At 67.3% G+C, this 25,505-nt stretch carries 26 protein-coding genes, 1 tRNA gene and 1 pseudogene; 15 read left to right on the top strand and 13 right to left on the bottom strand.

From position 1 onward, the window contains the following. Positions 1-118 precede the first annotated feature (118 nt). The 4 genes and pseudogenes from ACYVF6_RS32950 (at position 119) to ACYVF6_RS32935 (ending at position 4,242) form a co-directional block, all read left to right on the top strand. A pseudogene (locus ACYVF6_RS32950) lies at positions 119-811 on the top strand (ThuA domain-containing protein). A 169-nt stretch (positions 812-980) separates the two neighbouring features. Next, the gene (locus ACYVF6_RS32945; protein WP_460526876.1) at positions 981-1,889 is read left to right on the top strand and encodes a carbohydrate ABC transporter permease; all 909 of its coding nucleotides are present in this window, start codon (positions 981-983) and stop codon (positions 1,887-1,889) included. Between the two features lie 59 nt (positions 1,890-1,948). Then, complete coding sequence (locus tag ACYVF6_RS32940; protein WP_460526873.1) at positions 1,949-2,857, top strand: carbohydrate ABC transporter permease; 909 nt, start codon at positions 1,949-1,951, stop codon at positions 2,855-2,857. Continuing rightward, positions 2,854-4,242 (top strand): ABC transporter substrate-binding protein, encoded by a 1,389-nt coding sequence (locus tag ACYVF6_RS32935; protein ID WP_460526871.1) that lies wholly within the window; start codon positions 2,854-2,856, stop codon positions 4,240-4,242. The genes ACYVF6_RS32940 and ACYVF6_RS32935 overlap by 4 nt, the downstream gene beginning before the upstream one ends. 124 nt (positions 4,243-4,366) lie before the next feature. Here the strand turns inward: ACYVF6_RS32935 and cpt are convergent, their stop codons facing one another. From cpt to ACYVF6_RS32910, 5 genes are all read right to left on the bottom strand, one after another. Next, positions 4,367-4,900, bottom strand: coding sequence for a chloramphenicol phosphotransferase CPT (gene cpt, locus ACYVF6_RS32930; protein ID WP_460526869.1), 534 nt, complete (start codon positions 4,898-4,900; stop codon positions 4,367-4,369). A 383-nt stretch (positions 4,901-5,283) separates the two neighbouring features. Next, the gene (locus ACYVF6_RS32925; RefSeq protein ID WP_460526867.1) at positions 5,284-6,105 is read right to left on the bottom strand and encodes a class I SAM-dependent methyltransferase; all 822 of its coding nucleotides are present in this window, start codon (positions 6,103-6,105) and stop codon (positions 5,284-5,286) included. A gap of 111 nt (positions 6,106-6,216) precedes the next feature. After that, the gene (locus ACYVF6_RS32920; protein WP_460526865.1) at positions 6,217-7,005 is read right to left on the bottom strand and encodes a hypothetical protein; all 789 of its coding nucleotides are present in this window, start codon (positions 7,003-7,005) and stop codon (positions 6,217-6,219) included. Further along, the gene (locus ACYVF6_RS32915; RefSeq protein WP_460526863.1) at positions 7,002-7,340 is read right to left on the bottom strand and encodes a PadR family transcriptional regulator; all 339 of its coding nucleotides are present in this window, start codon (positions 7,338-7,340) and stop codon (positions 7,002-7,004) included. Before ACYVF6_RS32915 ends, ACYVF6_RS32920 begins: the two co-directional genes overlap by 4 nt. Before the next feature lie 2 nt (positions 7,341-7,342). After that, a complete protein-coding gene (locus tag ACYVF6_RS32910; protein ID WP_460526861.1) occupies positions 7,343-8,128 on the bottom strand; it encodes a CPBP family intramembrane glutamic endopeptidase in 786 nt (261 codons plus the stop codon). A gap of 166 nt (positions 8,129-8,294) precedes the next feature. Between ACYVF6_RS32910 and ACYVF6_RS32905 the strand changes: the two genes are divergently transcribed. Beyond that, positions 8,295-8,903 (top strand): hypothetical protein, encoded by a 609-nt coding sequence (locus tag ACYVF6_RS32905; protein ID WP_460526859.1) that lies wholly within the window; start codon positions 8,295-8,297, stop codon positions 8,901-8,903. A 19-nt stretch (positions 8,904-8,922) separates the two neighbouring features. On the opposite strand, the gene ACYVF6_RS32900 is transcribed toward ACYVF6_RS32905, so the two are convergent. After that, on the bottom strand, positions 8,923-9,441 hold the full coding sequence (locus ACYVF6_RS32900) for an NUDIX hydrolase (protein WP_460526857.1): 519 nt from the start codon (positions 9,439-9,441) through the stop codon (positions 8,923-8,925). A 115-nt stretch (positions 9,442-9,556) separates the two neighbouring features. Here ACYVF6_RS32900 and ACYVF6_RS32895 point away from each other — a divergent pair, with 115 nt between their 5' ends. Further along, on the top strand, positions 9,557-10,897 hold the full coding sequence (locus ACYVF6_RS32895) for an outer membrane protein assembly factor BamB family protein (RefSeq protein WP_460526855.1): 1,341 nt from the start codon (positions 9,557-9,559) through the stop codon (positions 10,895-10,897). Between the two features lie 25 nt (positions 10,898-10,922). Here ACYVF6_RS32895 and ACYVF6_RS32890 read toward each other — a convergent pair whose 3' ends face one another. Further along, positions 10,923-11,615, bottom strand: coding sequence for a transcriptional regulator (locus tag ACYVF6_RS32890; RefSeq protein WP_460526853.1), 693 nt, complete (start codon positions 11,613-11,615; stop codon positions 10,923-10,925). Next, positions 11,612-12,754 carry a sensor histidine kinase gene (locus tag ACYVF6_RS32885; RefSeq protein ID WP_460526851.1) on the bottom strand — a complete coding sequence of 381 codons (1,143 nt, stop codon included), beginning with the start codon at positions 12,752-12,754 and terminating at the stop codon, positions 11,612-11,614. Before ACYVF6_RS32885 ends, ACYVF6_RS32890 begins: the two co-directional genes overlap by 4 nt. A gap of 185 nt (positions 12,755-12,939) precedes the next feature. On the opposite strand from ACYVF6_RS32885, the gene ACYVF6_RS32880 reads away from it, so the two are divergent. Continuing rightward, on the top strand, positions 12,940-13,770 hold the full coding sequence (locus ACYVF6_RS32880) for a hypothetical protein (protein ID WP_460526849.1): 831 nt from the start codon (positions 12,940-12,942) through the stop codon (positions 13,768-13,770). Positions 13,771-13,782: 12 nt separating this feature from the next. Beyond that, a complete protein-coding gene (locus tag ACYVF6_RS32875; RefSeq protein ID WP_460526847.1) occupies positions 13,783-14,136 on the top strand; it encodes a HEAT repeat domain-containing protein in 354 nt (117 codons plus the stop codon). 31 nt (positions 14,137-14,167) lie between these two features. Here ACYVF6_RS32875 and ACYVF6_RS32870 read toward each other — a convergent pair whose 3' ends face one another. The 4 genes from ACYVF6_RS32870 to ACYVF6_RS32855 form a co-directional block, all read right to left on the bottom strand. Then, complete coding sequence (locus ACYVF6_RS32870; RefSeq protein WP_460526845.1) at positions 14,168-14,932, bottom strand: isocitrate lyase/PEP mutase family protein; 765 nt, start codon at positions 14,930-14,932, stop codon at positions 14,168-14,170. Positions 14,933-14,970: 38 nt separating this feature from the next. Next, on the bottom strand, positions 14,971-15,219 hold the full coding sequence (locus ACYVF6_RS32865) for a hypothetical protein (RefSeq protein ID WP_460526843.1): 249 nt from the start codon (positions 15,217-15,219) through the stop codon (positions 14,971-14,973). 104 nt (positions 15,220-15,323) lie between these two features. Then, positions 15,324-16,082, bottom strand: coding sequence for a DUF899 domain-containing protein (locus tag ACYVF6_RS32860; RefSeq protein WP_460526841.1), 759 nt, complete (start codon positions 16,080-16,082; stop codon positions 15,324-15,326). A 104-nt stretch (positions 16,083-16,186) separates the two neighbouring features. Beyond that, a complete protein-coding gene (locus ACYVF6_RS32855; RefSeq protein ID WP_460526840.1) occupies positions 16,187-17,206 on the bottom strand; it encodes a sigma-70 family RNA polymerase sigma factor in 1,020 nt (339 codons plus the stop codon). 150 nt (positions 17,207-17,356) lie between these two features. On the opposite strand from ACYVF6_RS32855, the gene ACYVF6_RS32850 reads away from it, so the two are divergent. The 7 genes from ACYVF6_RS32850 (at position 17,357) to ACYVF6_RS32820 (ending at position 23,438) form a co-directional block, all read left to right on the top strand. Further along, positions 17,357-18,319: a class I SAM-dependent methyltransferase gene (locus tag ACYVF6_RS32850; protein ID WP_460526838.1), complete on the top strand. Its 963-nt coding sequence runs from the start codon at positions 17,357-17,359 to the stop codon at positions 18,317-18,319. Positions 18,320-18,506: 187 nt separating this feature from the next. Next, positions 18,507-18,582 (top strand) — tRNA-Lys (locus ACYVF6_RS32845). A gap of 331 nt (positions 18,583-18,913) precedes the next feature. After that, positions 18,914-19,372 (top strand): hypothetical protein, encoded by a 459-nt coding sequence (locus ACYVF6_RS32840; protein WP_460526835.1) that lies wholly within the window; start codon positions 18,914-18,916, stop codon positions 19,370-19,372. 220 nt (positions 19,373-19,592) lie between these two features. Next, on the top strand, positions 19,593-20,060 hold the full coding sequence (locus ACYVF6_RS32835; protein ID WP_460526833.1) for a MarR family winged helix-turn-helix transcriptional regulator: 468 nt from the start codon (positions 19,593-19,595) through the stop codon (positions 20,058-20,060). A gap of 161 nt (positions 20,061-20,221) precedes the next feature. Further along, entirely contained in the window at positions 20,222-21,406 is a 1,185-nt protein-coding gene (locus tag ACYVF6_RS32830) for a Rossmann-fold NAD(P)-binding domain-containing protein (protein WP_460526831.1), read from the top strand. After that, the gene (locus ACYVF6_RS32825) at positions 21,403-21,954 is read left to right on the top strand and encodes an STAS domain-containing protein (protein WP_460526829.1); all 552 of its coding nucleotides are present in this window, start codon (positions 21,403-21,405) and stop codon (positions 21,952-21,954) included. The genes ACYVF6_RS32830 and ACYVF6_RS32825 overlap by 4 nt, the downstream gene beginning before the upstream one ends. 359 nt (positions 21,955-22,313) lie before the next feature. Then, the gene (locus ACYVF6_RS32820; protein WP_460526827.1) at positions 22,314-23,438 is read left to right on the top strand and encodes a hypothetical protein; all 1,125 of its coding nucleotides are present in this window, start codon (positions 22,314-22,316) and stop codon (positions 23,436-23,438) included. Positions 23,439-23,731: 293 nt separating this feature from the next. Here ACYVF6_RS32820 and ACYVF6_RS32815 read toward each other — a convergent pair whose 3' ends face one another. Then, on the bottom strand, positions 23,732-25,312 hold the full coding sequence (locus ACYVF6_RS32815; protein ID WP_460526825.1) for a hypothetical protein: 1,581 nt from the start codon (positions 25,310-25,312) through the stop codon (positions 23,732-23,734). Between the last annotated feature and the right edge of the window lie 193 nt (positions 25,313-25,505).

Raw genomic sequence — 25,505 nt, 5'->3', positions numbered from 1 at the left:
CGATAGTTGCAAACAGTTTTCATAGTCGTTTTCACTCCCAGAAGCAAGCCGATCGCGGCGTGTCGCGGGATGCGGTAAGGATGAGGGCGACGGCGCTCGACGAAAGGGAGACTTGCTCGTGACGCGGATCCTGGTTTTCTCCAAGACCACCGGCTATCGGCACCAGTCGATCGAGGCGGGCATCGCGACCGTCCGCGAGCTCGGCAAGGAGCACGGTTTCGGCGTCGACGCGACCGAGGACGCTTCGGTGTTCGCTGCTGACAACCTGCGCGACTACACCGCCCTGCTCTTCCTCAGCAACTCCGGCGACATCTTCGAAGACGAACAGCGTGCGGCGTTCGAGGCGTACATTCGCGGCGGGGGCGGCTACGTCGGCGTGCACGGCGCGTCGACGACGGAGTACGGCTGGCCGTTCTACGGCGAGGTCGTCGGTGCCCGCTTCGATCATCACCCGAAGCCGCAGCCCGCCACCGTCCTCGTCGAGGACGCCGACCACCCGTCGACCGCCCACCTCGACCCGGCCTGGCCACGCTTCGACGAGTGGTACGCCACGCGGCAGCGCCGCAAATAGGAGAGCCAGTCCGACCCGCGCGAGCGTGGTGTCCGGGTGCTGTTGACAGTCGACGAGTCGACGTACGAGGGAGGCCGGATGGGTGAGGGGCATCCGCTGGCGTGGTGCCACGACCTGCCCGGTGGCGGCAAGGCCTTCTACACCGCGCTCGGCCACACCGAGGAGTCCTATACAGAGCCGGCGTTCCGCGCGCACCTGCTCGGCGGCATCACGTCCGTAACCGGCCCGTCGACTGTCTGACAACCGTTGGCCTAAATCGGCTGCCAGACCACCTCAGGTGTCTCGAATGGGACACATGGGAGTAAATTACGCAATTGTTAATGGGCCGTAACTAGCTTGTGGGCGTATCCTCACCGGCGCGTCGGCCACCGTGTGGCGGTCGATGGCGGGCGATGGAGGTCGGGTAGACGTGCCAAGCAAGACGAAGGTCGCGTGGAGTCCTGAGCAGAAAGCCAATCTGCGCAAGGGCTTGCTGTTCATCAGCCCCTGGGTTGTCGGGTTCGTCGCGTTCGTGCTGTACCCCATCATCTATTCCTTCGCGATCAGCCTGACGAAGTACTCCGGCATGCAGACGCCGGAGTGGATCGGCTTCGACAACTACGCGCGGATGTTCAAGGACCCGTTGATGTGGACCTCGGTCTACAACACGTTGTTCTACTCCGGCTGGGCGGTGCCGATCGGTCTCGTCGTCGCGGTGCTGCTGGCGCTGGCGATGAACCGCAGCGTCCGCGAGATCGCGATCTACCGCACGGCGCTCTACCTGCCGTCGCTGGTGCCGATCTTCGCGCTGTCGTTCATCTTCATCGTGCTGGTCAACCCCGGCACGGGCATCTGGAACCAGTTCCTCGGCCTGTTCGGAGCGGAGGCCAAGGACTACCTCTCCGACCCGACGTCGGCGAAGATCGTCATCATCGCGATGGCCCAGCTCGGTGCCGGCAACGCCGCGCTCATCTTCCTCGCGGGTCTCAACAACATCCCGCAGACGCTCTACGAAGCAGCGAAGATCGACGGCGCCAACCCGTTCCAGTCGTTCACGCGCATCACACTTCCCCTGCTCACGCCGGCCATTCTGTTCAACCTGATCACGGGTGTCAGTGCCGGCCTGCAGGTGTTCACCCAGGCGTACGTCATGACCAACGGCGGGCCCAACAACGGCACGTTGTTCTACATGTATTACCTGTATCGCAGTGCGTTCAGCTACGCGCAGCTCGGATACGCGTGTGCGCTGGCCATCATGCTGTTCCTGGCCGGTCTGGTGCTGGCGCTACTCATCTACCAAGTCTCGCGACGATTCGTCAACTACGACGTCGGAGCTTGAGCGGTTCGCGTACTGATCCGGGCTCGATACAAGGACGCTGAAAGCTAAGGACACTCGTCATGGCGACAACCACGACCGGCCCGACCGGGCCAACGACCCGCGGCGGCTTGCACACGCGCCATGTGCAGAGCGCGAGCGGCCGGCGGTGGCGGCAGATCTGGGACCACGTAGGCGTACGCCTGTTCCTGGTCATCGTCTCCGTGCTGTTCGTCATCCCGCTCTACTGGATGATCGCCACGGCGCTGAAGTCGAACGAGGAGCTCGCGCTCACGCCGCCGACGCTGATCCCGCACAGCTGGGCGTGGCACAACTTCATCGACGCGTTCCAGGCGATCCCGTTCGCGACGTACTTCACGAACTCGACCGTCATCACTGTGCTGTCGGTGATCGGCTCGGTCATCTCGAACGTCATCGTGGCCTACGGTTTCTCGTGCATCGAGTGGCGCGGGCGTGACAAGGTCTTCTACCTCGTGCTGGCGACGCTGTTCATTCCGTTCCCGATCGCTATCATCCCGACGTTCGACCTGTTCGCCTGGCTGGGCTGGGTCAACACGATCCTGCCGCTGGTCGTGCCGCACTTCCTCGGCAGCGCGTTCTTCATCTTCCTGCTCCGGCAGTTCCTGCTCCAGGTGCCACGAGAACAGCTCGACGCGGCCCGGATCGACGGTGCCAGCGAGTGGCGGATCCTCTGGCAGATCGTGTTCCCGCTGGCCCGCCCGGCCATCTCGGCCGTCGCCATCTTCGCGGCGGTCGGTGCGTGGAACGACTTCCTCGGCCCGTTGCTCTACCTGCAGGACGGTGCCAAGCAGACCTTGTCGATCGGCCTGCAGGCGTTCCGTACCACCCACGACGTTCAGTTCAACCAGCTGATGGCGGCTTCGGTGATGATCGTGCTGCCGCTGGTGATCCTGTTCTTCCTGTTCCAGCGCACGTTCATTCGCGGCATCACGCTCGGAGGTTTCAGATGAGTCGCCGTACCGGCGGGACCCCTCGCCGCTTGTCGATGTTCCGGCGGGTCGGACTGCTCGCGACCGCGATGCTCGCGCTGGCCGGTGGCGCCGTCGCGTGTACGGGGCAGCGGAGCGACAACCACATCCTCATCTGGACGTCGCTCAGCAGCCAGGACGACGTGTCGTACCAGCAGAAGATCATCGACGCGTTCAAGAAGGAGAACCCCGGCGTCACGGTCGACATCGTGGGCAAGTCGGGCCAGTTCACCGGTGACAACACCGCGCTGATCGCCGCCGTACGCGGTGGCTCCGCGCCGAACGTCTTCATCACCGACCGGTTCACCGTCGCCAACCAGGCGTCGATCGGCTTGCTGACCAATCTGCAACCGTACGTCGACAAGGACCGTGAGGCCACGGGCAAGAGCCTGGTGAGCGAGTACCTCCCGTTCTCGATCGACGAGGCTTCCTACCAGGGCAACCTCTACGCCCTGCCGTTCGACACCGACGCGCGCGGGCTGTTCTACAACAGGAAGGTCCTGCGCGAAGCCGGCATCAGCGACGCCGACATGGAGTTCCTCGACCCGAAGAACGGGCCGCCCACGATCGATCAGGTGATCGCGCTCGGCAAGCGCGTCAACCAGACCGACAAGAAGGGCAACTACACGCGGATGGGCATCATCCCGTGGGACGGCCAGGCCTTCCACGCGACGTGGGGCCTGATCTACGGTGCGAAGTTCTTCAACCAGAAGACCTGCCAGGTGACGCCGCAGGAGCCGGCGTTCAAGGACGCGTTCGGTGACTTCGCGAAGTGGTCGAAGGAGTTCGACTACCAGAAGGTGCAGGCCTACCTCGCGACCTACCGTCCGCCGAACGCCGACCCGGCGACCTCGCCGTTCTACACCGGCCGGCTCGGCATGGCGGTCGACGGCAACTGGTCGCTGGCCAACATCAAGAAGTACGCGCCGAAGCTCGACTACGGCGTGACGTACCTTCCGGTGCCGAAGGCCGGCGACCCGCCGATGACCTGGGCCGGTGGCTTCGGCCTGGTGATGCCGAAGGGCGCGCCGAACCCGGATCTCACGTGGAAGTTCATGAAATTCTACGCCGGTGAGCAGGGCCAGCGGCTCTACATCAAGGCCGCCACGAAGATCCCGACCTGGAAGTCGCTGCTGAACGACAAGAGCGTGACGCAGGGACAGGGCATCTTCCCCGGCATGATGAAGTTCGCGACCAACCGGCCGGCGCTGCCTGTCGGTGCGCAGATCTCCGACGCGATGGACGCGGCGCAGCAGGGTGTCCTGCTGGGTGAGGAGACGCCGGACTCGGCGCTGCAGACGGTCTACGACCGGGTGCAGCCGCAGATGCAGCAGTTCTGTCCGTTCACGCTGAAGCCCGCGACCTAGGCCGGTCCAGACCACGGGGTGGCTGGTTGGAGGTTCACCGGCTTGGTTGCCGGTGGGGCTCCAACCAGCCCGCAGTTCTTCGCTTCGGCCGCCCTCTCTGCTTCAGCCGCCTTCTGTTTCAGCTTCAGGTGACGTGGGTGGCGATGGCTTTGGCGCAACCGAGCGACTCGGCGTGGGTGGTGTCGACCTCGACGTCGTAGACCATGTCCTTGTGGACGATTTCGGCTTGGCTTCTGGCCATGCCCTGGGTGCGGTCGCCTCTGGCCAGCTCGCGGCCGGCGGCGACGTCGGGGTCGCAGTGGACGCCGACCCAGAGGACGTCGAGGCCGTCGAGGGACTTCTGCCAGCGTTGCCGGCCTTCGCCGCCGCCGAGGAAGACCTCGTCGATGATGACTTTCGCACCCGCGCGTGCCATGGCGGCGATGCCCTCGCGCCAGGCGGCGTCGAGGCGTTTGAAGTCGGGGCCGACCGAGATCTCGCCGGTCGGGCTGATCGTGATGCCGGCGTCGGAGCCTTCCATGGCGACGGGCATCGCCTCGACGAACTTGTCGACGCCGGTTGCGAGCCAGGGTTCTGGGAGGATCGCCTGCAGGCAACGGACGATTCCCGACTTGCCGGAGCTGGAACCGCCGTTCAGCACGATTACCTGTGTTGTCACCGCGCAACCCTAGCTGGCGGGGTTCTGTGCTTTGGGTTGCGGTTTGGCTGCGGTTTCGGTTGGGCACTCGGTTGGGCGACTTCGGGTGCGTGGTTCGGCTTTGTACGCGGGGCGTTGCCCTGGTGGGTTGCCTCCGGCGGGCCGGACACTCAGGGCTCGGAACCGGGGGCTTCCCGGCCCCTCACCCGCCGGACGCGCCACCGAAGGTTTAGCCGACGCTGCCCAGGGCCGCAAGGCTGCCCGGCCTCGGCTTGCCATTGTTTTGGCCTTGCAACCCTGGGCATCGCCGGCCAAATGCAAGCATGTCGCGTCCGACGGGTGAGGTTCCGGGAAGCGGGACTCAGACTGTGCTGGCGCACACCCTTTTGCCTTTTGGCTTGGGGTCAGGGTTTGCGGGCCACGGCGCAGTAGCCGAGGCGGCCGCCGTCGGAGTCGGCGAGGCGGGGGTCCTCGGCGCCCCAGAGGCTGACGTAGGTGACTTCGGCCTTCGCGCCTGGGTAGGGCGGCACGATCTGCATGCCGTCGAAGAACTCGGTCACCTCCTCCTTGGATCGCAAGGTCAGCTTGTTGGAGGCCGCGGAGTAGAGCTCCATGCCCTTCTCGACCTTCGCCGGTGCCTGGTGGTCGGCTGTGGCGTGGGAGATGGCGAGGAAGCTCCCCGACGGGATCATGTCGAGGTATCGGTGCAGCAGCCCGATCGGGTCCTCGAACCTCGGCACGAAGTGCAGCAGAGCGACCGCCAGCAGTCCGACCGGGCGCCTGAAGTCGATCAGGGCTCGTACGTCGGGGTTGTTGAGGATCGTCTCCGGCGACTGGAAGTGTGCCTGGACGAAGACGGTGTTGTGGGTGCCTTCCAACAGTGACCTGGCGTGCGCGGCCACCATCGGATCGTTGTCGATGTAGGCGACCCTGGCGTCAGGGTTGACCTTCTGGGCCGCTTCGTGGGTGTTGTTCCTGGTCGGGAGTCCGGCACCGATGTCGAGGAATTGGTCGACGCCGTTTTCGGCCATCCATGCGACGCAACGCTGCAGGAAGCCACGGTTGGCCCACACGGCGTCGGGCAGATCTGGTTCCAACTGAAGAATCGCCTCCGCTGTACGCCGATCGATCTCGTAGTTGTCCGTACCGCCCAGGAAGTAGTCGTATAACCGCCCAGGACTTGGCCTGGTCGGGTCGACGCCCGGTGGGATTTCGGCCTGGCTCATCGTGGGCCTCCTCCCAACGGCCTGCGGTGGCGTAAGCCTAACGATCGTAAGGGACAACGTGGGAGCGGTGTGCACTACCGCCTATCGCGGCCAACGAGAGTGTAGACGCCGTTACTCCCGGTTGGCGCGCGTTTCGGCACGTTTGATCAGCCAGGCGCCTGCGACGACCATCGCGGCGGCGCCGATCATGCCTCCGACCAGGGCACCTGTCGCGAAGTTGCCGCCGACGAGGCGGCCGCCGGTCAGGGCCACCGCGGCGACGACGGCGACCAGCAGGGCGAGTACGCCGAACAGCAGCAGGTAGAACCGCGCGCTGTAGAACGACGTGCGTCCCGGTGTCTGTCGTGGCTGGTCGATCCGTGCTTCGGGGCCGATCGAGGCGGCGCGGGGGCGTTTGAAGTAGGCGTAGCAGACCCACGTGCCGCACGGCTCCCAGCCGTCGGGTGCGAGCTCGGCCTCGAGCGCGGACGTGCTGTGGTGCGGGCGGACCAGCTCGCGGCGGTACTCCCACCGCTGCGGATGCTCGCGGTCGCGGCGGCTGACGAAGCGGCCCGCGCTGTCGACGCGTTCGACCTCCCAACCCTGGTCGCCGTACGTCTCGAGCTTGCGCAGCTCGCCGAACGCGTCGGCCCGCCACACCCACGGCTCGCCGTCATCGGAGGGAGCACCGGCGGCAGCCGGCGCGGCCGGATCCGGCGACGCGTTCGGTTCCGTCCCGGCAGTCGCGGCCGCGGGCAGCAGCTCGCCGGCGAACTCCGCCACCGGACCGAACTCCGCCTCGGGATCCGCGCCGGTCTCGGCGGCGTACGTCGACAGGTCGTCGATCGTCGCGGTCACCTGGTTGTCCGCCACGCCGCCCGCCCGCAGGTGCTCGGCGAGCTGGTCGAAGTAGGCAGTCATCCGATTCCTCCCTTGCCCAGCAGGTGGCGTACGGACGTGTCGAACGCCAGCCAGAGCGTGCCCTGCGCTTCGAGCGTCTGGCGGCCGGCCTTGGTGAGCTGGTAATAGCGCCGGCCGGGCCCGCGTTCGGACACGCGGTATTCCGCGGAGACCAGCCCGGCTTCCTCCAGCCGGTTGAGTACGGGATAGAGCGTGCCGCCGCGGATCTGGCCGAGCCCGGCGCCGTCGAGCGTCTTGGCGATCTCGTAGCCGTAGCTCTCGCCATCGGTGAGTGCCGCGAGTACGAGCAGGTCGAGGACTCCCTTGAGCCAGCTCGCACGCCGGTCGGTTGCCATCTCTAGCTCGCTTTCGCTGCTGCCGGCACGGCTCCGTCGCCGGCCTTCGCCTGGCGCAGGCGAGGCATGACCACCAGGCTCACGAGGTCGCCGGCCGCGTGGATGAGCATCGGAAGGAACAGGCTCCCGGTGCCGAGGTAGAGCCCGGTCATCGCGATGCCGAACACAGTGACCCGGATCATGCCGGACCAGCCCTGATAGAAGTGCGCGATGCCGAACAGCACGACGGCGATGCCACCCGCGAAGTACGGATGCAGGCCGAACGCTCCGACGCCGAACGCGATCAGGAAGCCGCGGTAGATCAGCTCCTCGCAGATCCCGGCCGTGACCGAGACGGCGACGGCGTACCCGCGTTCGGAACGCGTGGCAGGGAGCATCGCTTCGAACGTGCTGAGGCCGGCCCGCCACAGCTCCAGGCCGGAGCCGGCGATCCTGCGGAACACGAACGGGAGAATCGCGCCCGCGACCAGGAGGCCGACCACCGTTCCGGCCAGCTCGGACGGCTCGGCCGGCAGGACATCGAGCGCCCTGCTCGGCAGCACGAGCCCGAAGTCGGAGAGCGCCGAGCCGGGTGACAGCGCGACGATCGCGACAACCACCGCCGCACAAGCCCATTCCGCGCCGATGATCCGCCGGAAGAAGCCGGTCAGCGCCTTGCTGTCGTACGCGCGGCGCTGCTCCAGCCGCTGGTAGAGCCGCTTGCCGAACCACGGGTCGATGGCCAGGACGGCGAGCAGTGGGATCGCCAGAACGATGGCCACGGTCGAGAACTCGGGCGAGATCTGCATTGTTCCCTCCACTGGTTGCCGGTGCGAGCTAGACGTTAGACCTACCTAGTTAGGATTGCAACCTAGATGGCTGAGGAAACCACCTGTGGTCTGCGGTGTGTAACCGATCTTGACGTCAGGCCGACCTTGCCTCCATGCAGGGAATCGAAAGGCCGAAGGGATCGGTATGCCACGCCGACTGACCATGTGGGTGCTGCTGGCGGCACTGGTGCCGGCGTTCACCGCACTCGTCGCGTGGTGGATCCACAGCGCCTCTCCGGAGGCGACCTGGATCACGGCGCTCACCGCGGCCAGCGCGCTGGTCGCCGCGGTCGCCGGCCTGATCGCGGCATCGGCGGGTGCGCGGGCGGCCGAGGCGGCCCGGACCACCGCTGGCCACGCCCGCGACGCGCTCGGCTACTCCATCAAGCCCCAGGTCACGATCGAGGTCGCGCCGTACGGCATCGCCCAGCGGCAGCCGCGGGTGCGGTGCATGACGGGCTTCGGTGCGGTCGACCTGGAGTACGAGTGCCACTACCGCAACGGGCGGATGTTCGTCGCGTCCCGCGACAGCCTCGGCGGTACCTCCGACCCGGCCGGCCTGGAGTGGACGATCAAGGACGTCGGCCAGATGTGGGACCGCCTGAAGGACACGTACGCGGAGGACCTCAACCGTCAGGTCCTGCGTTACTCCGACGAGCGCCGCGTGATGCGCTGGGAGATCGTCGAGCGCTGCGTGCCGCAGGACCACGGCGAGGGTCGCCGGCTCGAGCGGACCGAACGCCGGATCAGCTGACGGGATCAGCTGACGCGGATCAGCCGGCGGGCGAGCCTTCGGCCGGCCGGCACAGCCACGCGAGCGCGCCGTCGATCGGCGCCAGGCCGGGCAGCGGCTCGGCGGGATCCCACCAGATGCTCCGCGACATCTCTTCGTTCGGCGTGAACGGCAACGGCGACTCGATCCGCCCGTGATAGATCGCCAGGTGCTCCAGCCGGTCGTCGGGCGCGACGCGGCTCAGCGCCACGCCGGCCAGGTCGAGCGCGCCGGGTCGCTGGCCGCTCTCCTCCTCGAGCTCGCGGAACGCGGCCTCGCGGGCCGACTCGCCCGGATCCACCATGCCGCCGGGCAGCTCCCAGGCATCGCGGAACCGGTTGAACACCATCAGGCACCTGCCGTCGCACCACAGGACGACCAGCGAGGCGGCCAGGGGTACGGCCGGATCCCGGTGAGCCAGCAGCGCCAGCCCGGCGTCGTCGAGCTGCTCGAACGCCAGCAGCGCGCACCCGTCGGCCTGCTCGACCGGCAGGCTGTACTCGGTCCGGAAACCGCCCATCGCGTAAGACTCCCCACCCTCCTGGTCAACAGCCGGCCACCTTGTGAGCGAGTTGTTAGGACGCCCATGGCAGGGTATGTCGCGCAAAGCCTTTTTGGGCGTAAAAGGGGATCAGATGCGCAAGTTCGGCTGGCTCGGTGTGCTCTTGGTCGTGCTCGCGGGCGCTGCCTGCGGCCCGACGACCGGGGACGACACGAAGAGCTCCGGGAGCTCGGACGACAAGACCTCTTCGAGCAGCAAGCCGGACGACAGCGGAGATGCCGCCGCCACCGCCGATCCGCCGTTGAAGTTCGAGGGCGAGCCCGTACCGTTCAAGCCGTCGGTGGTGACGGAGGTCGCGCCGAAGGCCAGGGAGTCGTTTGCGACCCTGCGCGACAACACGGCCTACATCGTCGGTGGCAAGGGGATCGGCGCCTACGACCTGCCCACCGGCAAGGAGCTTTGGAAGGCACCGGGTCCGGAGTACGTGAGCGGGCTCCCGCTGGAGGACAACCTGCTGCCGAGCTGGCCGTCCGGACCGCTGTCCCCCGCGCTCTCCGAGGACGGGAAGACGGTCGCCGCCGCGTTTCCGTACTACACCGAGGCCGGTGAGTACGTGACCGTCATGGTCGCCGACGCGAACAGCGGCAAGGTCGAGCTGAAGACCGACATCATGCTGCCGATCAGCTACAAGGACAACTGGAACGGCGACACCACGACGGTCTACGCCAAGGTACTTGCCGTCACGGACAAGTCCGTGATCTTCACGGCCGGCCTCAGCTGGGAGGTCAACAACACCAAGTACACCTACTCCATCGACCGCGACACCAAGAAGACGGTCTGGAAGAAGGTGGGCTTCGGCGCCACCGGCCTGTCCGGGTCACAGGTCATCGGTACGTTCAAGACCGAAGACGACCTCCTTTTCCACGTGCAGGCGCTGGACGCCGAGACCGGCAAGCCCACCTGGGACACGCCCCAGACCCTGGGGGTCTACACGGAGCAGCCCGCGGCCGGAACCGTCTTCGTGACGTACAGCAAGACGTCCAAGAGCGGCGGCATGTACTTCCTCGACGCGGCGAACGGCAAGCCGAAGGGTGCGGAGACCATCGCGTCGGCCATCCCCGCTACGGGGCCGTTCCTCCGATGCACCTTCGACCAGAAGGCGACGCTGATCTGCCTACGTTTCGACTTGTCCGGAGATACCGGGAAGACGTGGATCACCGCGTACGACGCCGCCACCGGCAAGCAGCTGTGGCAGCAGAAGAAGCAGGGCGGCGCCGACGATCCGACCGCCGCCGCCTGGCACGGAGCGGTCTATCTCGACAGCGGCAGCGGCGACACGAACATCCTGGACGCGCGTACGGGCAAGCAGAAGGCGAGCTTCCCGGACCAGGTCCCGCCCGACTACGTGAACTCCTACGGCGGGCTGCGCCTGGAGGAGGACTTCTCGATGACGTTCCTGCCGGTGGCCGGCTGAGCTGTTCTCGTTCGCGCTTCCTCGCTTACGAGCCCGGCTGGATCAGACCGGTCTCGTAGGCGAGGATCACCGCGTGTACGCGATCGCGCAGGCCGAGCTTGGCGAGCACGTTGCTGACGTGGGTCTTGACGGTCTGCTCGCCTACCACGAGGGCGCGGGCGATCTCGGCGTTGGACTGGCCGCGGGCCATCAGCTCCAGCACCTCGCGTTCCCGCCGGGTCAGCGAGCCGAGCTCGGCGGGCCGCGTCTGCCGCGGCCTGCGGGCGAACTCCGCCACCAGCCGCTTGGTGATCGCCGGTGCGAGCAACGCCTCGCCGGCCGCGACCACCCGGACCGCGTTCACCAGGTCGTCGCGGCGGAGGTCCTTGAGCAGGAAGCCGCTCGCGCCGATCCGCAACGCCTCGTAGACGTAGTCGTCGAGGTCGAACGTCGTGAGGATCACGATCTTCGGCAGCCGGTCGGTGTCGTTGGCGCCGGCACCGGGGCCTGCCCGGAGGATCTCGCGGCTGGCTTCCAGGCCGTCCATCCGCGGCATCCGGATGTCCATCAGCACGAGGTCCGGCCGGAAGCTGCGGACAGCCGACACCGCGTCGACGCCGTTGGACGCCTCGCCCACGACCTCCAGGTCGGATTGGGCTTCGAGGATCATCCGGAAGCCGTCGCGGACCAGCCCTTGGTCGTCGACGATCAGCACCCTGGTGGGCGCGGGCTCGCTCATCGGGCGTCGCCGATCGGGAGTCGCGCCGAGACCGTGAAGCCGCCGGACGGATCGGGTCCGGCCGACAGGTCTCCGCCGAACAACCGGGCGCGTTCGCCCATGCCGGTCAGGCCGTAGCCTCGCCCGGCCGCCGAGGGGATCGCGGCCGAGTCGTCGTTGTGGACGTCGATCCGCAGCTCCGCCCGGCCGTACTCCAGAGTCACCCGCACCTGTGCACCTTCGGCATGCTTCATGGCGTTGGTCAACGCCTCCTGAACGATCCGGTAGGCCGAGACGTCGGCTCCGGGGTCCAGTTCTACCGGATCGCCTGCCACGGTGTACGAAACCGGCACGCCCGTGCCGCGGACCTGCTCGATCAGCTCCGGCAGGTCGAGGACGCCGGGTTGCGGGCGCAGCGGCTCGGGTGTCTCGTCGTCGTCCCGGAGGACACCGAGCATCCGGCGCATGTCAGCCAGCGCCTGCCGGCCGATGTCGCCGATCCGGTCGAACGTGCCGGCCGCGCGGGCCGGTTCGCGTTCGACGGAGAGTGGCCCGGCCTCGGCCTGCACGACCATCATCGTGACGTGGTGGGCGATCACATCGTGCAGGTCGCGTGCGATCCGGGCCCGCTCGGCCGCGACGGCGTTGCGCGCCTGCTCGGCTGCGTACGCACGGCGGACTCGGGCGCTGTCGCCGAGTACCCACGCGGAGGCGAGCAGCATCGAGGTGAACGAGAAGTCGACGACGTCGGAGTTCGTCTGCGGCAGCAGGGCGACGACGAGCACGCTGATGGCAGTGAGGACGCCGACCGCGACGGAGAACACCCGGCTGCTCCAGGCGACGAGCGTGTACAACGCCAGCACACCGCCGAGCGGTACGGGCGTGACGAGATCCGGGAACGGCGACGCGCCGTAGAGCGCCGAAAGTGCGCCGACGGCGAGGTTGAGCCAGGTGGGGTACCGCCGGCGGAACGCCAGCGGCAGGTTGATCGCGAGGATCAGCACGACCGCCCAGACACCGGGGTCCGGGATCTGCTCCGCGCGGGTTCGTACGCCCAGCGCGAGCAGCGAGACGACCGTCAGCAGAGCGGCGATCGCCGTGTCCAGCAGCAGCTGACGATCGAGGACGCGGAGGGCGTCGAGCGCGCGGCGCAGGTGCATGCGTCGAGTATCCGCCCAGGTCGGCCGGATGTATCTCCCCCTCCTGGGTGAGTTTCCTGGCGTGGTTCACCGAGCCGGGGGAGGCCGGTTTTCGGGATTGCGCGGGATCCGGTGGAGGTGCGTGCGGACCTACGTTCGCCGCAACCACCTTTTTCTGCTTCTGTTCCTCGCACTCGGAGGTCACGATGGCCGCAACGTCCGGACCCGCTCCCGCACTGCTGCCCCAGCTGCAGGCCTCGCTTCGCCGTTACTGGACCCAGGCACCGCGATACGTCCACCTGGCTTACGTTGTGGGCGCTGTGCTGATGCTCGTCGGGCTGGTCCACGCCGGCATCTGGCTGGTCGTCGGTGGTTCGGCGAGCGGGCCGCTGTCGTGGCGCAAGCCGTCGACGTTCGGGTTCTCGTTCGGGCTGGCGACGATCACGCTCGGCTGGGTTGCCACCCAGGTTCGGCTGCCACGGCGGCTGGGCTGGATCGCCGCGATCGTCCTCTGCGTCTCGACGACGTACGAGGTCGCCTGGGTCGTCGTCCAGCACGCTCGAGGTGTGCCGTCCCACTTCAACGACGCGACGCCACTCGACGAGCGCGTCTTCGAGCTCGGCGCGGTGGCGATCGTGGCGACCATCCTCGTGATCGTCGCGCTGACCGTCGTGGCATTCGTCCGGCCGGCGACCACCGCGCCCATGGCGCTGGCGATCCGGGCCGGGCTGGTCGCGCTGCTCGTCGCCCAGGCGACCGGGCTGTGGATGGTCGTGCACGGCCTCTCCGTCCGCGACTCGGGCGTGAGCATGCTGAGCGACTCGCTCACGACGTACGGCGCCGCGGGCGCGATGAAGGTCGCGCACGCCGTACCCATGCACGCGATCCAGGTCTTCTGCGGAGTCGCGTGGCTGCTGAGCTTCAGCCGCCGTCCGGCCCACCGTCAGTTCTGGCTCGTCGCCGCGACGATCGCGGTGTACGCCGGACTGGTCGGCGTCACGATCGTGCGAACGACGTCCGGCCTGGCGCCGTTCTGAGAAAGTTGGGCCATGACGAAGCGGTTCGAGCAGGCGATGCGGCTCATGCGCCGGCACGACCCGCAGGCCAGGGAGGACGGGTTCCAGCTTCTGCTGGCCCACGCTGGTGAGCACGGCGAGGAGCTGCTGGTCGCGTTCGCCCGCGAGCGCGACCACGGCCTGCGCTGCTGGCTGCTCGAGCTGATCGGCGAGGCCCGTTCCCCCTTGGCCCTTCCGCTGCTCACCGAACAGCTCCACAGCACCGACGACTCCCTGCGCGACCGGGCGATCCGCGGCCTGGAACTACTGGACACCAAGCCGGCGCGCGAACAGCTCTGGCGGGCCCGGGCCAACGGCCTGCTCCCGTCCGACCGCCCGGAACGCTGAGGCCGGACCAGCTCGGTATCGGGTACTGGAGTCACTCCTCCAGCAGGCGCTCGACCTTGGCTTTGAAGTCGGCCATGCCCGCGTGGTAGAAGCGGGGTCCGTAGGAGACGCGGGCTATGCCGAGTTGGCGGAGGGTTGTCAGGTCGAGGGTGTGGCTGGTGTTGCCGTTGATCGGGCCGGGGATCTGGGTGACGAGGGCGGTCAGAGTCTGCTTGTCGGCTACGCCGATCGGGTAGACGCAGTCGGCGCCGGCGCTCAGGTAGAGCCGGCCGCGCCGGATCGCTTCGTCGATGCGGTCTGCCTCGGGGATGTGGCTGGAGGGTAGGAAGGTGTCGACGCGGGCGTTGACCACGATCGGGACTCCGGCGTCGTGGGCGGCCGAACAGACGGCGGCCAGCCATTCGGCGTGCGCACCCGCTTCGGTCAGTCCGCCGGCCTGGTGGTCGGTGTCTTCCAGGTTGCAGCCGACCGCGCCGATGTCCAGCAGCCGGTCGACCAGTTCCCGCGGCCGCATGCCATACCCCGCCTCGGCGTCCACGGTGACCGGGACCCCGACCGCGCGGGCGACCCGCCCGGCCGCGGCGAACATCTCCTGCCAGGGCGCGCCCTGGCCATCGGGATAGCCCAGCATCGCCGCCACAGCGTTACTGGCCGTGGCCACCGCGGGAAAACCCGCCCCGGCCACGATCGACGCACTGGTCGCATCCCACACATTCGGCAACACCAGCAGATCCCCACCGTGCAACTCACGAAGCCGCTCGGCACGAGCCTTCAGGTCCGTCGTTTCGGTAGTCATCGATTTCCTCCACGTCACAAGGGTTTACCGGGTCGATCTCAGCATGCCCGGGCGGCTGTCACGAGCGCGCGCCAGCACACGACGAAGGTCGCGGCGACGACCTCGACCGCCGCGAGCGCGGTAGCCAGCGTCATGACAGCCGAGTGATGCGTGTGCGCCAGCACGTGGGTCGCGAGCATCGCGAGGTTCATCAGCGCGACCAGCGCCCACGTGCGCAGCGAGTCGCCCGTCCAGAGGTCGCGTGCGCAGTAGAGGCAGGCGACGGCCATCCCGATCGTCACCAGCATGGCGATCAGGCTGGTGGAGTGGGCGAGCGAGAGGCTGTGCAGCGCCGCGGAACCCGCCGCGAGCGCTGCACAGGCACGCCTCCCGAAGGTGGCAGCCTTCGATGTCACCTCTTGTCGCCGGCCTTGGTGTAGGTCCGCGACGGCCGCTGGTCGTTGGGGTTGTCCGGGTCGGGATCGCCGAACCACCGCGACGGCACGTGCTGGCCGTACTCGTCGTGCCAGTCCCACCACTCGTACGGCACGGTCTGCGGGTAGCCGTCGGGGGAGTCCTCCCAGGTCTCCTGGCGACCGAGCGCGGTCATGTCGAGGTAGCTCCAGTTGGTGCCCAGCGCCTCGTCGCCGCGGTTGTTGATGAAGTACGTGCGATACACGCGCTCGCCGTCCTGGATGAACGCGTTCGTGCCGTGCCACTCGTTCACGCCGAAGTCGACGTCGAAGTCGTCGGTGATGGTGTACCACGGCATCTGCCAGCCCATCCGCGCCTTCACCCGCTCGATGTCGGCCTGGGACGCACGCGAGGCGAAGACCAGCGTGGTGTCGCGGGCGTTCACGTGTGCGAGGTGGCCGACATTGTCGGCCATCATCGAACAACCGGGGCAGGCGTGGTCCGGCCAGCCGTGTACGCCGGGTTCGAAGAACGCGCGGTAGATGATCAGCTGCCGGCGTCCGGCGAACAGGTCGAACAGGCTGGCCTCGCCGTCCGGCCCTTCGAACGTGTAGGGCTTCTCCACTGCCAGCCACGGCATCCGCCGGCGTGATGCGGCCAGCGCGTCGCGGGCGCGGGTCACCTCCTTCTCCTTGACGAGCATCTGCTGGCGCGCGGCTTCCCACTCCTGCTTCGACACGATCGGTGGTGTTTTCATCTGTGGTTACTACCTTCCGGTTTCTCGTCGAGCCGGCCGGTCTGATGAGCGCCCGGCTACTTGTACTGACACCGGGCGATCGGCGAACTGGTCGGTTTCTTCGTTCAGGCGCGTAGCGTGCGGGGGAGTCCGAATCTCGGCAGCAGTGAGTTGTCGTGGAAGCGGGTGAGAGCGGTGATCTGGCTGCCGGTGAGGTCCAGTACGAGCACACCGTGCGCGTGCAGGATCGGTGAGCGGGAGTCGCGTAGGTAGTAGCCGAACGCTGGTTGGCCGTTGGCACGGGTGGGGATCAGTACAGGTTCACCGGTGGGGAACGCGACGGTGGCCAGGAACTGCCCGATGGCGTCCGGTCCGTGGTATTCCACCGGCAGCGGCGGCATGGACAGCCGCGCGTCCTGGGTCAGTAGCGCGACGATCGCGTCGACGTCGGCAGCCTCGAAGGCGCGGGCGAAGTCCTCCACGATCCGGCGTTCCTGGGGCGAGTTCGGCAGCGGAACACTCGCGCGGTCACGGTGTGGATGTTCGCGGGCCAGGGCGGCGCGGGCCCGTTTCAGCGCGTTGGTCACCGAGCTTTCGGTGGTGCCGAGGATGTCGGCGGCCTCGGCGGCCCGAAACCCCAGCACGTCCCGCAGCACCAGCACGGCGCGCTGCTGGGGCGGCAGCTGCTGCAGCGCGGTCAGGAACGCCAGCGACACCGACTCCCTGGCCTCGTACCGTGCCTGCGGCCCGGGCAGGTCGTCGGGCAGCTCCTCCAGCAGCACATCGGGATAGGGCTCCAGCCAGCTCGGCTCCGCCCGGCGATACGAGGGCTCAGGCAACGCGACCTCCGACTGATAGGCCGCCAACTCCTGCGGACGGCGGGCATCGGCGCGCAACGCGTTCAGGCACCGGTTGGTCGCGATCCGATACAGCCAGGTCCGTACCGACGCCCGGCCCTCGAACCCACCGATGCCCCGCCACGCCGCCAGCAACGTCTCCTGCACTACGTCCTCCGCGTCCTGGATCGAGCCGAGGATGCGGTAGCAGTGCACCTGAAGCTCGCGGCGGAACGGCTCGACGAGTGCGCGGAACGCCTCGCCGTCGCCGCTGCGTGCCAGCGCCAGCAGGTCATCGGTCGAACGCATAGCGGCTTCCTTCTCCTCGGGCATCCGGTCTGACACCCCCTGTAGAGGTAGACACAGTCGGCGCCCGAAACTGGTCGGCCGGCCCACAGATCACCGGCGGTAGCATCGGGGCGACTCGGGTGGCTGGGCGGCGGATGACTGGAGGTGCGGATGGCGGCGGGCGACACGGCGGTCCGCCGTTGGCACCTCGGGCTGCCCGAGACCTTCGCGCCGGACGACGGCGTCATCGGGTACTCCCACGACGAGCTGACGTCTGCGGCGCCGCACGTCGCGGAGGTGCGCGGCCTGCACGACGTACTGGCCGACCCGAAGCCGCCGCGGGCGTCGGAGGTGGAGGTGCACCTGCCGTCGTACCGGCCGCGCACGCTGGTGCCGGTGCTCGCCTGGCTGGCGGCGCGGATGGCCGATCCTGGCGGCGAGGTGCGCTGGCCGCTCGGGAAACGGCAGGGGCCCGACTCCGTACTACGGCTGCTGGAGGCCGGTGGCTGGAAGCTCGAGAAGCAGAAGGCCGGCAAGCAGCTCGTCGTCCTGCGGGGGACCGCGCCTGAGGCTGACGGCGTTCCGGAGCCGCCGGAGCCGGCCGGCTTCGAGGCCCAGCTCGGCGCGCGTGAGGTGACCCTGCGCGCCGACTACGGCGTCTTCTCCCCACGCCAGGTCGACGACGGAACGCTGGCCCTGCTCGACGTCGCGCTCCGGCAGCAGCCGGTCGACGTGGTGGCTGACATCGGCATCGGCTACGCCCCACTGGCGATCGGCCTCGTCCTGAACGGCGTGGCGGCCGCCGCAGTCGGCACCGACGTCGACTGCCTGGCGATCTGGCTCGCGCGGGGCAACGCAGCGGCGCTGGACGTCCCCCTCACCCTGACCTGCGACCCGGACCCGCTCTCCGTACCCATGACTCCGCTCACCGTGTGCAACGTCCCGACCCACATCCAAGCCCCCGGCTCCGCGCGGCTGATGGCGGGCCTGGTGGCCCGCGCCCAGCACGGCAAGCTCCTCGCCGTCGTCCACGAGAGCCTGCAGGAGCGCTACGCCCGCTACTTCACGTCCGCCCAGATACCGCTCACCCACCACCGCGGGGAGCACCACGTCATCCTGGAAACAGTCAACTGACTGCCAGGGCGCATCTCCTGACTGTGTCAGAAACGCCGACGTCAATCTGGCCGGTCAGCTGACCGCGTTCAGCCCGGGCCGGCCGCCGCCTCGGTGGGCGTCTGACTGTGCGTAACAGGTCGAGCGCCTGACCGGAGAAACCTCTGTTCCAGCTTTCGCCCGGAGCGGGTAAGCTCTCCACCGTTCCGGGCCGTTAGCTCAACCGGCAGAGCATCGGGCTTTTAACCCGCTGGTTCTGGGTTCGATCCCCAGGCGGCCCACCACCGGACCGAGTGGTCTGTACCCGCCCCACCGGCATCGGGTCTGGTTCCTTCCAGGTCCGAGCTCCACAACGCTTGGTATCCCGGTCCGACCTGCTGACGGGCCGAAGGTCCGGTCGCGTGCACCCGGCGCCGCCCGTTCGAGGGCTATCCGACTCTGAGCAAGCTCGTGGTGCGGCTGGTCCGCGCTGCATCGGCCGCCTCCGTCGCTCGAGTCCGGCTCAACCAAGCCAGACGTGGTAGGTGTCGACCGACGTCGCTGTGAGGACTCCACGTCGATAGCCTGAGCCGTGCTCAACGGGGCGTAGAAAGAGTTCGATCGGGAGGGAGCAGCGTGTCTGACCACGAGCCGGCCGTCCCGGCACAGGCCGCGCGGCCGAACCCTAAGCTCACCGAGTTGACTCAGCGCTTGAGTGGAAAGTGGCGGGTCAAAGGTCCGGGAATCAACGGGAAGGCCGAGTACAGGCCGGTACGGCAAGGTCATCTTCTGGTCATGAACGTCGACTTTGTCGTCAACGGCACCGAAATGAAGGTCATTCAGCACGTCACCTACGATCGAGATACCGACATGCTGCGGGCCCGTTACATGGACACCATGGGCGATGAGTCCACCTACGCATGGGTGCTGGACGGTCAGAATCTCCGCGTCAGCCTAGGTGACGAGAAGTCGGATACGTTTTTCAACGCCAGGTTCAATGACGACAACTCCGAGTACGTCGGCACGTGGCACTATCCGGACGATGGTGACGGTAACGCAGCCGAAGAACAGATCGTATACACCCGAATTGCGTGAAGCGAGCTTCGGCGCCGCCTTGACGTAGGGCAGCCATCGTGCCTCCCTGCCCGCGCCATATCGGCCCAACGGCTTACGGGAGCGGGCGATCCGAAGGATCAGCTCCGCGGCGCCTGTCACCAAAACGGTCGTCGATGTCATCTGACCCTCAACCTGATGCGCGTCAGAACGCAAGATTAATGCTATAGGCAAACAGTGCATGTGTGCAATAATTAGCGACATGCCGCACACATCGACTCCGCCGAGAACGACAGACGCGACCTTCGACGCCATCGTCGAGACCGTCGCCGACGCGAGCCGAACACTGGTCGCGATGACGGCCCGTTCGCTTGCCGGGCTTTCGGAGGACGTCACCCTGCCGCAGTACCGGCTGCTGGTTGTGTTGACCACGCGAGGCCCGCAACGCATCGTGGATCTCGCGGCCGCGCTCGCGGTGAACCCGTCCACCGCGACCCGGATGTGCGACCGGCTCGAACGCAAGGCGCTCGTCGAGCGCCAAGCAGTGCCGGAAGATCGGCGGGTTGTCCAGATCGTGGCCACCAGGGCCGGTCATCGGCTGATGGCCAAGGTAATGAAGCGTCGGCACGTTGAGATCAGCCGGATCCTGTCCAATCTCTCGGATCGGCAACGCACGCAGGTGGCAGTCGGACTGCGCCTGCTCGCAGACGCCGCCGGCGAACTCTCGTGAGCCGTACTCCGCATCCTGCCCACGCCGCGGCCGGCCGCGGCGTGCTGGTGGAGTTTCGCAGTCGGCGCACGGGACGTCGCTCCTGTCCTGCGCAGGATCCTCGGCCAAGCGGCAGGTGGGCCGCGGACCAGGAAAGGCAAGCGAGAGGCAGGTGAGGGGTAATGCAGGTCGTGATCTGTGGGGCGGGTATCGCGGGGTTGACGCTCGCGGCCCGGCTGGACGCGCTCGGCGCCGAGGTCGTCGTACTGGAGAAGGCGCCCGGACCTCGAACACAGGGCTACATGATGGATTTCGCCGGGCCCGGCTACGACGCCGCGGAAGCGCTCAGCATGCTGCCGCGGCTGCGTGAGCTGGCCTACGACATCGGTGAGGCGACGTATGTGGACGAGCGCGGCCGGCGGCGCGCGGGAGTCGACTACACCCAGTTCGCCAGGACTCTGCGCGGGCGGCTGTTGACCATCATGCGTCCCGACCTGGAACAGGCTCTGCGGGAACAGCTTTCGAACCGCGTCGAACTCCGGTTCGCCGTCAGCATCGCCGACATCGACAACCGGCCCGACGGCGTGAACCTCACCTTGACCGATGGGGGCAGCCTGGACGCTGACCTCCTCGTGGGCGCGGACGGCATCCACTCCATCGTCCGCCGGATGGTCTTCGGTGCGGAGGAGGAGTTCCTCCGCTATCTGGGCATGCACACCGCCGCCTACCACTTCGACGATCCGGTGACCCATGCGGAGGTCGAAGGCAGGTTCTGCCTGACCGACACGACGGGCCGGCAGATGGGTGTTTACGGACTGCGCGACGGGAGAGTCGCCGTCTTCGCCGTGCACCGCACGGCCAGCCGAGCACTCCCGGCCGACACGCAGGCAGCCGTCCGGGAGGAGTACGCCTCGCTGGGCTGGCTCGTGCCGCGCGTCCTCGCCCTGTGCCCTCCAGCCGGCGAGGTCTATTACGACCTGGTGGCCCAGGTCGACGTGCCGCACTGGAGCTCTGGCCGGGTCACGTTGGTCGGCGATGCCTGCCAGGCGGTGTCCCTGCTGGCCGGACAGGGCGCCACGCTCGCCATGGCGGCCTCGTACCTGCTGGCGGAGTATCTGGCCGGCTGTAACTCGATCGAGGCCGCACTCCAGCGGTACGAGCAGGACTGGCGTCCCGTCGTGACCGAGAAGCAACAGGCCGGACGTAACGGCGCCCGATGGTTCCTGCCGAAGTCTCGGCTGCAGCTGGGTGTACGCCGAACCGCGTTGAAGCTGATCAAGGTGCCTGGAATCGACCGCTATGTCGCCGGAGCCGTGCTGGGCAAGCCCACCGCACTGATCAGCCAGCTCGCGGAAACCGCACGATGACGAGCGAATCTGGGTGCGAAGAGCTAACCGCCGTCCAGCTTTGTCATCGAATCGCAAACCCGTTGGCCAAGCGGCCGCAACAGCACACCGGAAGAGTGTTCGTGGGCGGTCGAATGGGAGGCGACGGGATGCGATCCGACGGCCATGGGTCGGCACCGGACGACGGCCGGGGCAAGGCGACGATCCACCTCACCGACGAGACGCTCGTCGACGGCATGGCCGGGCTGAGGTGGCAACTTCGAGCCATCCTGGTCGAAGGCGCCCGGCATATCGTCGTGGATGTCAAGCGGGTAAGGCGGATCTCCTCCGCGGTCATCGGTGCTCTGCTCGGGGCGCATCGGGTGTGCCGGGCGCGTGGAGGCGGTGTCGTCCTGCGGAACCCCGACCGCAGGACGGTTGATCTGCTCCTGCGCCACGGCCTGCACTATGTCTTCGCCATCGACGGCGCCAACGCTCGATTGACACGACGTGAGTACGCTGTCCCTCCGCTGCGGGCGAGGAGGCTGGGGGTGTTGAGACTGTCCTGCTGTCAGGTTGCGATCTCATGACAGGACGGCGGGTTGCCCGGATGCCTTGCAAGCGGCGCCGCAGCCCGATCCGCGTCTAAAGGCGCCACGCATCCTGCGAATGACGCCTTGCCCCTACCTTCTCAGCGCCGGTTCGCGTCGATTGGATGCACGTGTCCTGCTGGTGGTGGTGGTGGCGCTGGCGCTGATCCGTCCGATCGAGCTCACGGACCAGCTCGTCTCCCAATAGGACGAATCAGCCCAAATCGTCCTCATCTGACCTGCCGGTCGCGTGACCGGGCGGATGGATAGGGTTCGGACTCCTTTGAACGCTTCCGTCCACCACGAGAATCTGGGGTAGGTGCATGTTCGGTTCAGCGAAGGCGTGCGGGGTTCTGCTCGTGCTGGCACTGACAGGGGGTCTTGCGGCCTGTTCATCGGACGCCGATCAGGCCGACGCGGTACCCGAACGCACTCAGAGTCAAAGTCGGTCCAAGCCAGTGGCCAGGCAAGATTTCTCCCGACGAGACTTGCTTGTCACCGCGGTCTGCACGCCGGGCAACGGCGGCGGCGGAATCGTCTCCGTTGATGGCTGGAGTCCGCAGAACTTGAAGAAGGTGGCACACGCGGAGTTCCAGCTGCCGGACACGGTGGTCACCAAGACTGAGGAGGTCAGGCCCGGCACTGCTGTCGATGACCTGTGCTCGCCGGACGGACTGACCGACAGCAACGACATCCTCGCCGTCGGATCGCTCTTTGATCAGAACTTCACGAAGCTGGCTGTGGTGATTCAGGACCCGAAGAGCATGGCGACTCATGTCGGCTATGTCGACCGTTCGGGCAAGCTCACCGACCTGACCGGACAGGAGGGCTTCGGGAACACCCCGCACGAGGACAACGCGGTCATGGCACCGGATGGCAGCGAGGTGTGGTTCACCCGTGAGGTTGACGAGGAGGAGCGGGTCGCGAGCCGGCCACTTGCCGGAGACCATCAGGTCGTCGATCGACAGCAGGTCGAGTCTGTCGGCGAAAGTCATCTGTTCGTGGTCGGGACACCGGCTACGGCGGTGCTGGGCGGCGGCCCTCGAATCTCTCCAGACGGAAAACGTCTCCTGTCCGGCGGCGGGGTTCTGGAAATCCCGGCGGGTCGCCGTGTCATCGACGAAGATCTGGTCGACCAGGCGACGCCGGTGTCCTGCGGCGAGCCTGATGCTGGTAGCGCGATCAGGTGGATCGACAACGACACGGTGTTGTGTGGCAGCGACCTCATCGGCCAGAGATTCTCAACGCTCGACCTCGCCCCGAACGCGACGCCCAGCGCGCCGATCCTTCCCGGCAACGATCACAAGAACTTCGTGCAGGTCGTCTCGCCGGATGGGAAGCGGTTCCTGTTTCTGTCCGTGAACGAGAACGCACGTGACCACTACCTCTCCGACCTCGAACCAGGCTCCACACCCAAGAAAGCCGAGCCGAGCGGAGAGTTCTCCGCCCTGGGCGTTGCGGTGTTCTTCCTCGACTGGCGCTGAGAGCCGCGCAACCTCGCTCGGTCTCGGGCTCGTATGTACGGGCAGAGGCGGTGGCGATGGATCGCTACGCGGGGTTCGACGAGTTCGTCTCGGCTCGAGGCCAAGCTCTGATGGGCACGGCCTACCTGCTCACGGGTGATCGGCACCTGGCGGAGGATGGTCGCAGTCCTGACGCGGACCGCCGAACTGCGCGGCATTCCAGCGCCGGGCCTGCAACCGCTGCAACAGCGCTGGAGCGCCGATCGCCGCGCATACCTCCAGCTGTCCTCCTGTCTGGAGAGTCGAACGGGTGCTCAGAAGGTCGTGTCGCGGTCACGCATGACGAGCCCTGGAATCGTTGCGAGGATGTCGTACACCTCGTTGTAGACCGAGATGTCGTTCATGAACGCGAGCAACTGCCGGTAGTTCATGCCGACCGTACGGGTGAGCACCTGGTCGTAGAGCTGGCCGGCGGCCTGGCTCTCCTCCTCCGTCGCCCGCAGCGAGAATCCGTACAGGGCAAGGGAGGTGTCGTCGAGGTGCTCCTGCGTGACGACGAACCTGGGATCGTCTGGATCGTCGAGCGCGGCCTCCATGAAGTCGCGGTACTTCGCGTAGAGATCGTTGGCGTAGAACTTCTCGTCGTCGGACGCCTCGACGCCTTCGGTGCGGCTGATCACGGTCTCGGAGTTGAGGTAGAGCACCTGGATGAGCAGCCGGCCGACCAGCGTCAGCGCGAGGAACTCGTCGCGGATCCGGTCGGCGAACGCCGTGGTCGCCGTATCGGGTAGGTCGTACATGTCCGGGATGATCGGGATCACGAAGCACGGCCCGGCCAGGACGTAGACGGGCCGATCGTTGTTGCCGCCCGCGCAGACGACTGACCCTGAGTCGCCGAACCAACCTCCGTTGGCGACCAGGTGGGCTCCGCTGATCCACATCGGGTCTGGGACCCCGGGAAAGCCGTGGGAGACGGGGATTGTGAAGTCGAGCCCGATCACCTCGGTCGCTGTGTAGCGCGTCGCACTGCCGACTTTGTCGACGTGCATGCCAAGCTCCGCGCGCCGGACAGCTTCATCGGCGAGCAGCGTGACGTTGAGCTGGCGAAGCACCTCGCCCATGTCGCAGATCAGAATGTTGGCAGCGGTGTCGCCGGCGAACAGCAACCCGACCGCCGGATGCTGTCGGGAGATCGGCGGCATCAGGCCGAGTGCGACGTTCTTGCTCACCAGTGTCGGATCGATGACCTCCGCGATCGCGCAGTCGACGTTGCCAGGGTTGGCCGGATCGAACCGCAGCGGGATGTAGCGCTTCAGGTTGGCGATGCCGTTCGCGGGGTCGGGCTCGAAGGTCCGGGGCTGGAGAATGAGCCGTCCGGGGAACGCCTGGTTGAGGTTGGCGAGCACGTGGTTGTTGCTCAGCAGGCACAGGGTGCCGTCGGTCCGGTCGCGCACCAGGCAGCCGAACGTTCCAGAACCCACGTTGGCCTCGTTGGCGATCGTGCAGCCCTGCAGAGCTGGCCGGATCCGCTGGTAGATGGGCTCGAGCGGTCGCCAGAACGTGTTCGTGTCGTCACGCACCATGGGTTCACCGTCGGCCGTGGCGGCGGTTGGACCGGTGCGGAACGGGCCGGCCTCGATGATGTCGACGCCGTAACGCGTGCCGTCGATGTCGAGGTGTTGTGGCAGCATGCGCGTCCGGGCGACGTGAGCCTCGGGCCGTTTCTTGGCGACGGCGGCTATCACCACGGGTTCGTCGGTGGGCTCGCCGCCGCGGTACCGGTATCCGACCCCTACCCCTGTGATGTTGCGGTCGGAACGGAACGCGTCCACGAGCCTGTCCCGGCCTCGCCAGAGCGTACTGCGATGGTCGCGGTCGAACTCCTCCTGGCTCATCGCCCTGCCCCTTCTCCGACCTGCCGGCGGACAGCGGCGAGCACCAACGCACAAACCACAAGGCACACGTACGAACGACGTCTCGGTCTACCCCACACGACCCCGTCCCTCCCCACCCGCGGACGACTACTTGTCGACTCGGCGCCTGTTACGGCGGCCTCTGGGACAAGATGACAACTACCGCTGGCGCGCC

This window comes from Flindersiella endophytica, from assembly GCF_054779015.1.
This window is presented reverse-complemented; position numbering and strand designations above follow the sequence as displayed.

What these genes read in the sequence shown, in the direction of transcription:
- ACYVF6_RS32870 (WP_460526845.1), bottom strand. Translation starts at nt 14,932, where the DNA reads ATGACTACCGAAACGACGGACCTGAAGGCTCGTGCCGAGCGGCTTCGT.
- ACYVF6_RS32900 (WP_460526857.1), bottom strand. Translation starts at nt 9,441, where the DNA reads ATGGGCGGTTTCCGGACCGAGTACAGCCTGCCGGTCGAGCAGGCCGAC.
- ACYVF6_RS32895 (WP_460526855.1), top strand. Translation starts at nt 9,557, where the DNA reads ATGCGCAAGTTCGGCTGGCTCGGTGTGCTCTTGGTCGTGCTCGCGGGC.
- ACYVF6_RS32850 (WP_460526838.1), top strand. Translation starts at nt 17,357, where the DNA reads ATGGCGGCGGGCGACACGGCGGTCCGCCGTTGGCACCTCGGGCTGCCC.
- ACYVF6_RS32875 (WP_460526847.1), top strand. Translation starts at nt 13,783, where the DNA reads ATGACGAAGCGGTTCGAGCAGGCGATGCGGCTCATGCGCCGGCACGAC.
- ACYVF6_RS32835 (WP_460526833.1), top strand. Translation starts at nt 19,593, where the DNA reads ATGCCGCACACATCGACTCCGCCGAGAACGACAGACGCGACCTTCGAC.
- ACYVF6_RS32940 (WP_460526873.1), top strand. Translation starts at nt 1,949, where the DNA reads ATGGCGACAACCACGACCGGCCCGACCGGGCCAACGACCCGCGGCGGC.
- ACYVF6_RS32910 (WP_460526861.1), bottom strand. Translation starts at nt 8,128, where the DNA reads ATGCAGATCTCGCCCGAGTTCTCGACCGTGGCCATCGTTCTGGCGATC.
- ACYVF6_RS32860 (WP_460526841.1), bottom strand. Translation starts at nt 16,082, where the DNA reads ATGAAAACACCACCGATCGTGTCGAAGCAGGAGTGGGAAGCCGCGCGC.
- ACYVF6_RS32935 (WP_460526871.1), top strand. Translation starts at nt 2,854, where the DNA reads ATGAGTCGCCGTACCGGCGGGACCCCTCGCCGCTTGTCGATGTTCCGG.
- ACYVF6_RS32825 (WP_460526829.1), top strand. Translation starts at nt 21,403, where the DNA reads ATGACGAGCGAATCTGGGTGCGAAGAGCTAACCGCCGTCCAGCTTTGT.
- ACYVF6_RS32880 (WP_460526849.1), top strand. Translation starts at nt 12,940, where the DNA reads ATGGCCGCAACGTCCGGACCCGCTCCCGCACTGCTGCCCCAGCTGCAG.
- ACYVF6_RS32915 (WP_460526863.1), bottom strand. Translation starts at nt 7,340, where the DNA reads ATGGCAACCGACCGGCGTGCGAGCTGGCTCAAGGGAGTCCTCGACCTG.
- ACYVF6_RS32890 (WP_460526853.1), bottom strand. Translation starts at nt 11,615, where the DNA reads ATGAGCGAGCCCGCGCCCACCAGGGTGCTGATCGTCGACGACCAAGGG.
- ACYVF6_RS32830 (WP_460526831.1), top strand. Translation starts at nt 20,222, where the DNA reads ATGCAGGTCGTGATCTGTGGGGCGGGTATCGCGGGGTTGACGCTCGCG.
- ACYVF6_RS32925 (WP_460526867.1), bottom strand. Translation starts at nt 6,105, where the DNA reads ATGAGCCAGGCCGAAATCCCACCGGGCGTCGACCCGACCAGGCCAAGT.
- ACYVF6_RS32885 (WP_460526851.1), bottom strand. Translation starts at nt 12,754, where the DNA reads ATGCACCTGCGCCGCGCGCTCGACGCCCTCCGCGTCCTCGATCGTCAG.
- ACYVF6_RS32855 (WP_460526840.1), bottom strand. Translation starts at nt 17,206, where the DNA reads ATGCGTTCGACCGATGACCTGCTGGCGCTGGCACGCAGCGGCGACGGC.
- ACYVF6_RS32920 (WP_460526865.1), bottom strand. Translation starts at nt 7,005, where the DNA reads ATGACTGCCTACTTCGACCAGCTCGCCGAGCACCTGCGGGCGGGCGGC.
- ACYVF6_RS32815 (WP_460526825.1), bottom strand. Translation starts at nt 25,312, where the DNA reads ATGAGCCAGGAGGAGTTCGACCGCGACCATCGCAGTACGCTCTGGCGA.
- ACYVF6_RS32905 (WP_460526859.1), top strand. Translation starts at nt 8,295, where the DNA reads ATGCCACGCCGACTGACCATGTGGGTGCTGCTGGCGGCACTGGTGCCG.
- ACYVF6_RS32865 (WP_460526843.1), bottom strand. Translation starts at nt 15,219, where the DNA reads ATGCTGGTGACGATCGGGATGGCCGTCGCCTGCCTCTACTGCGCACGC.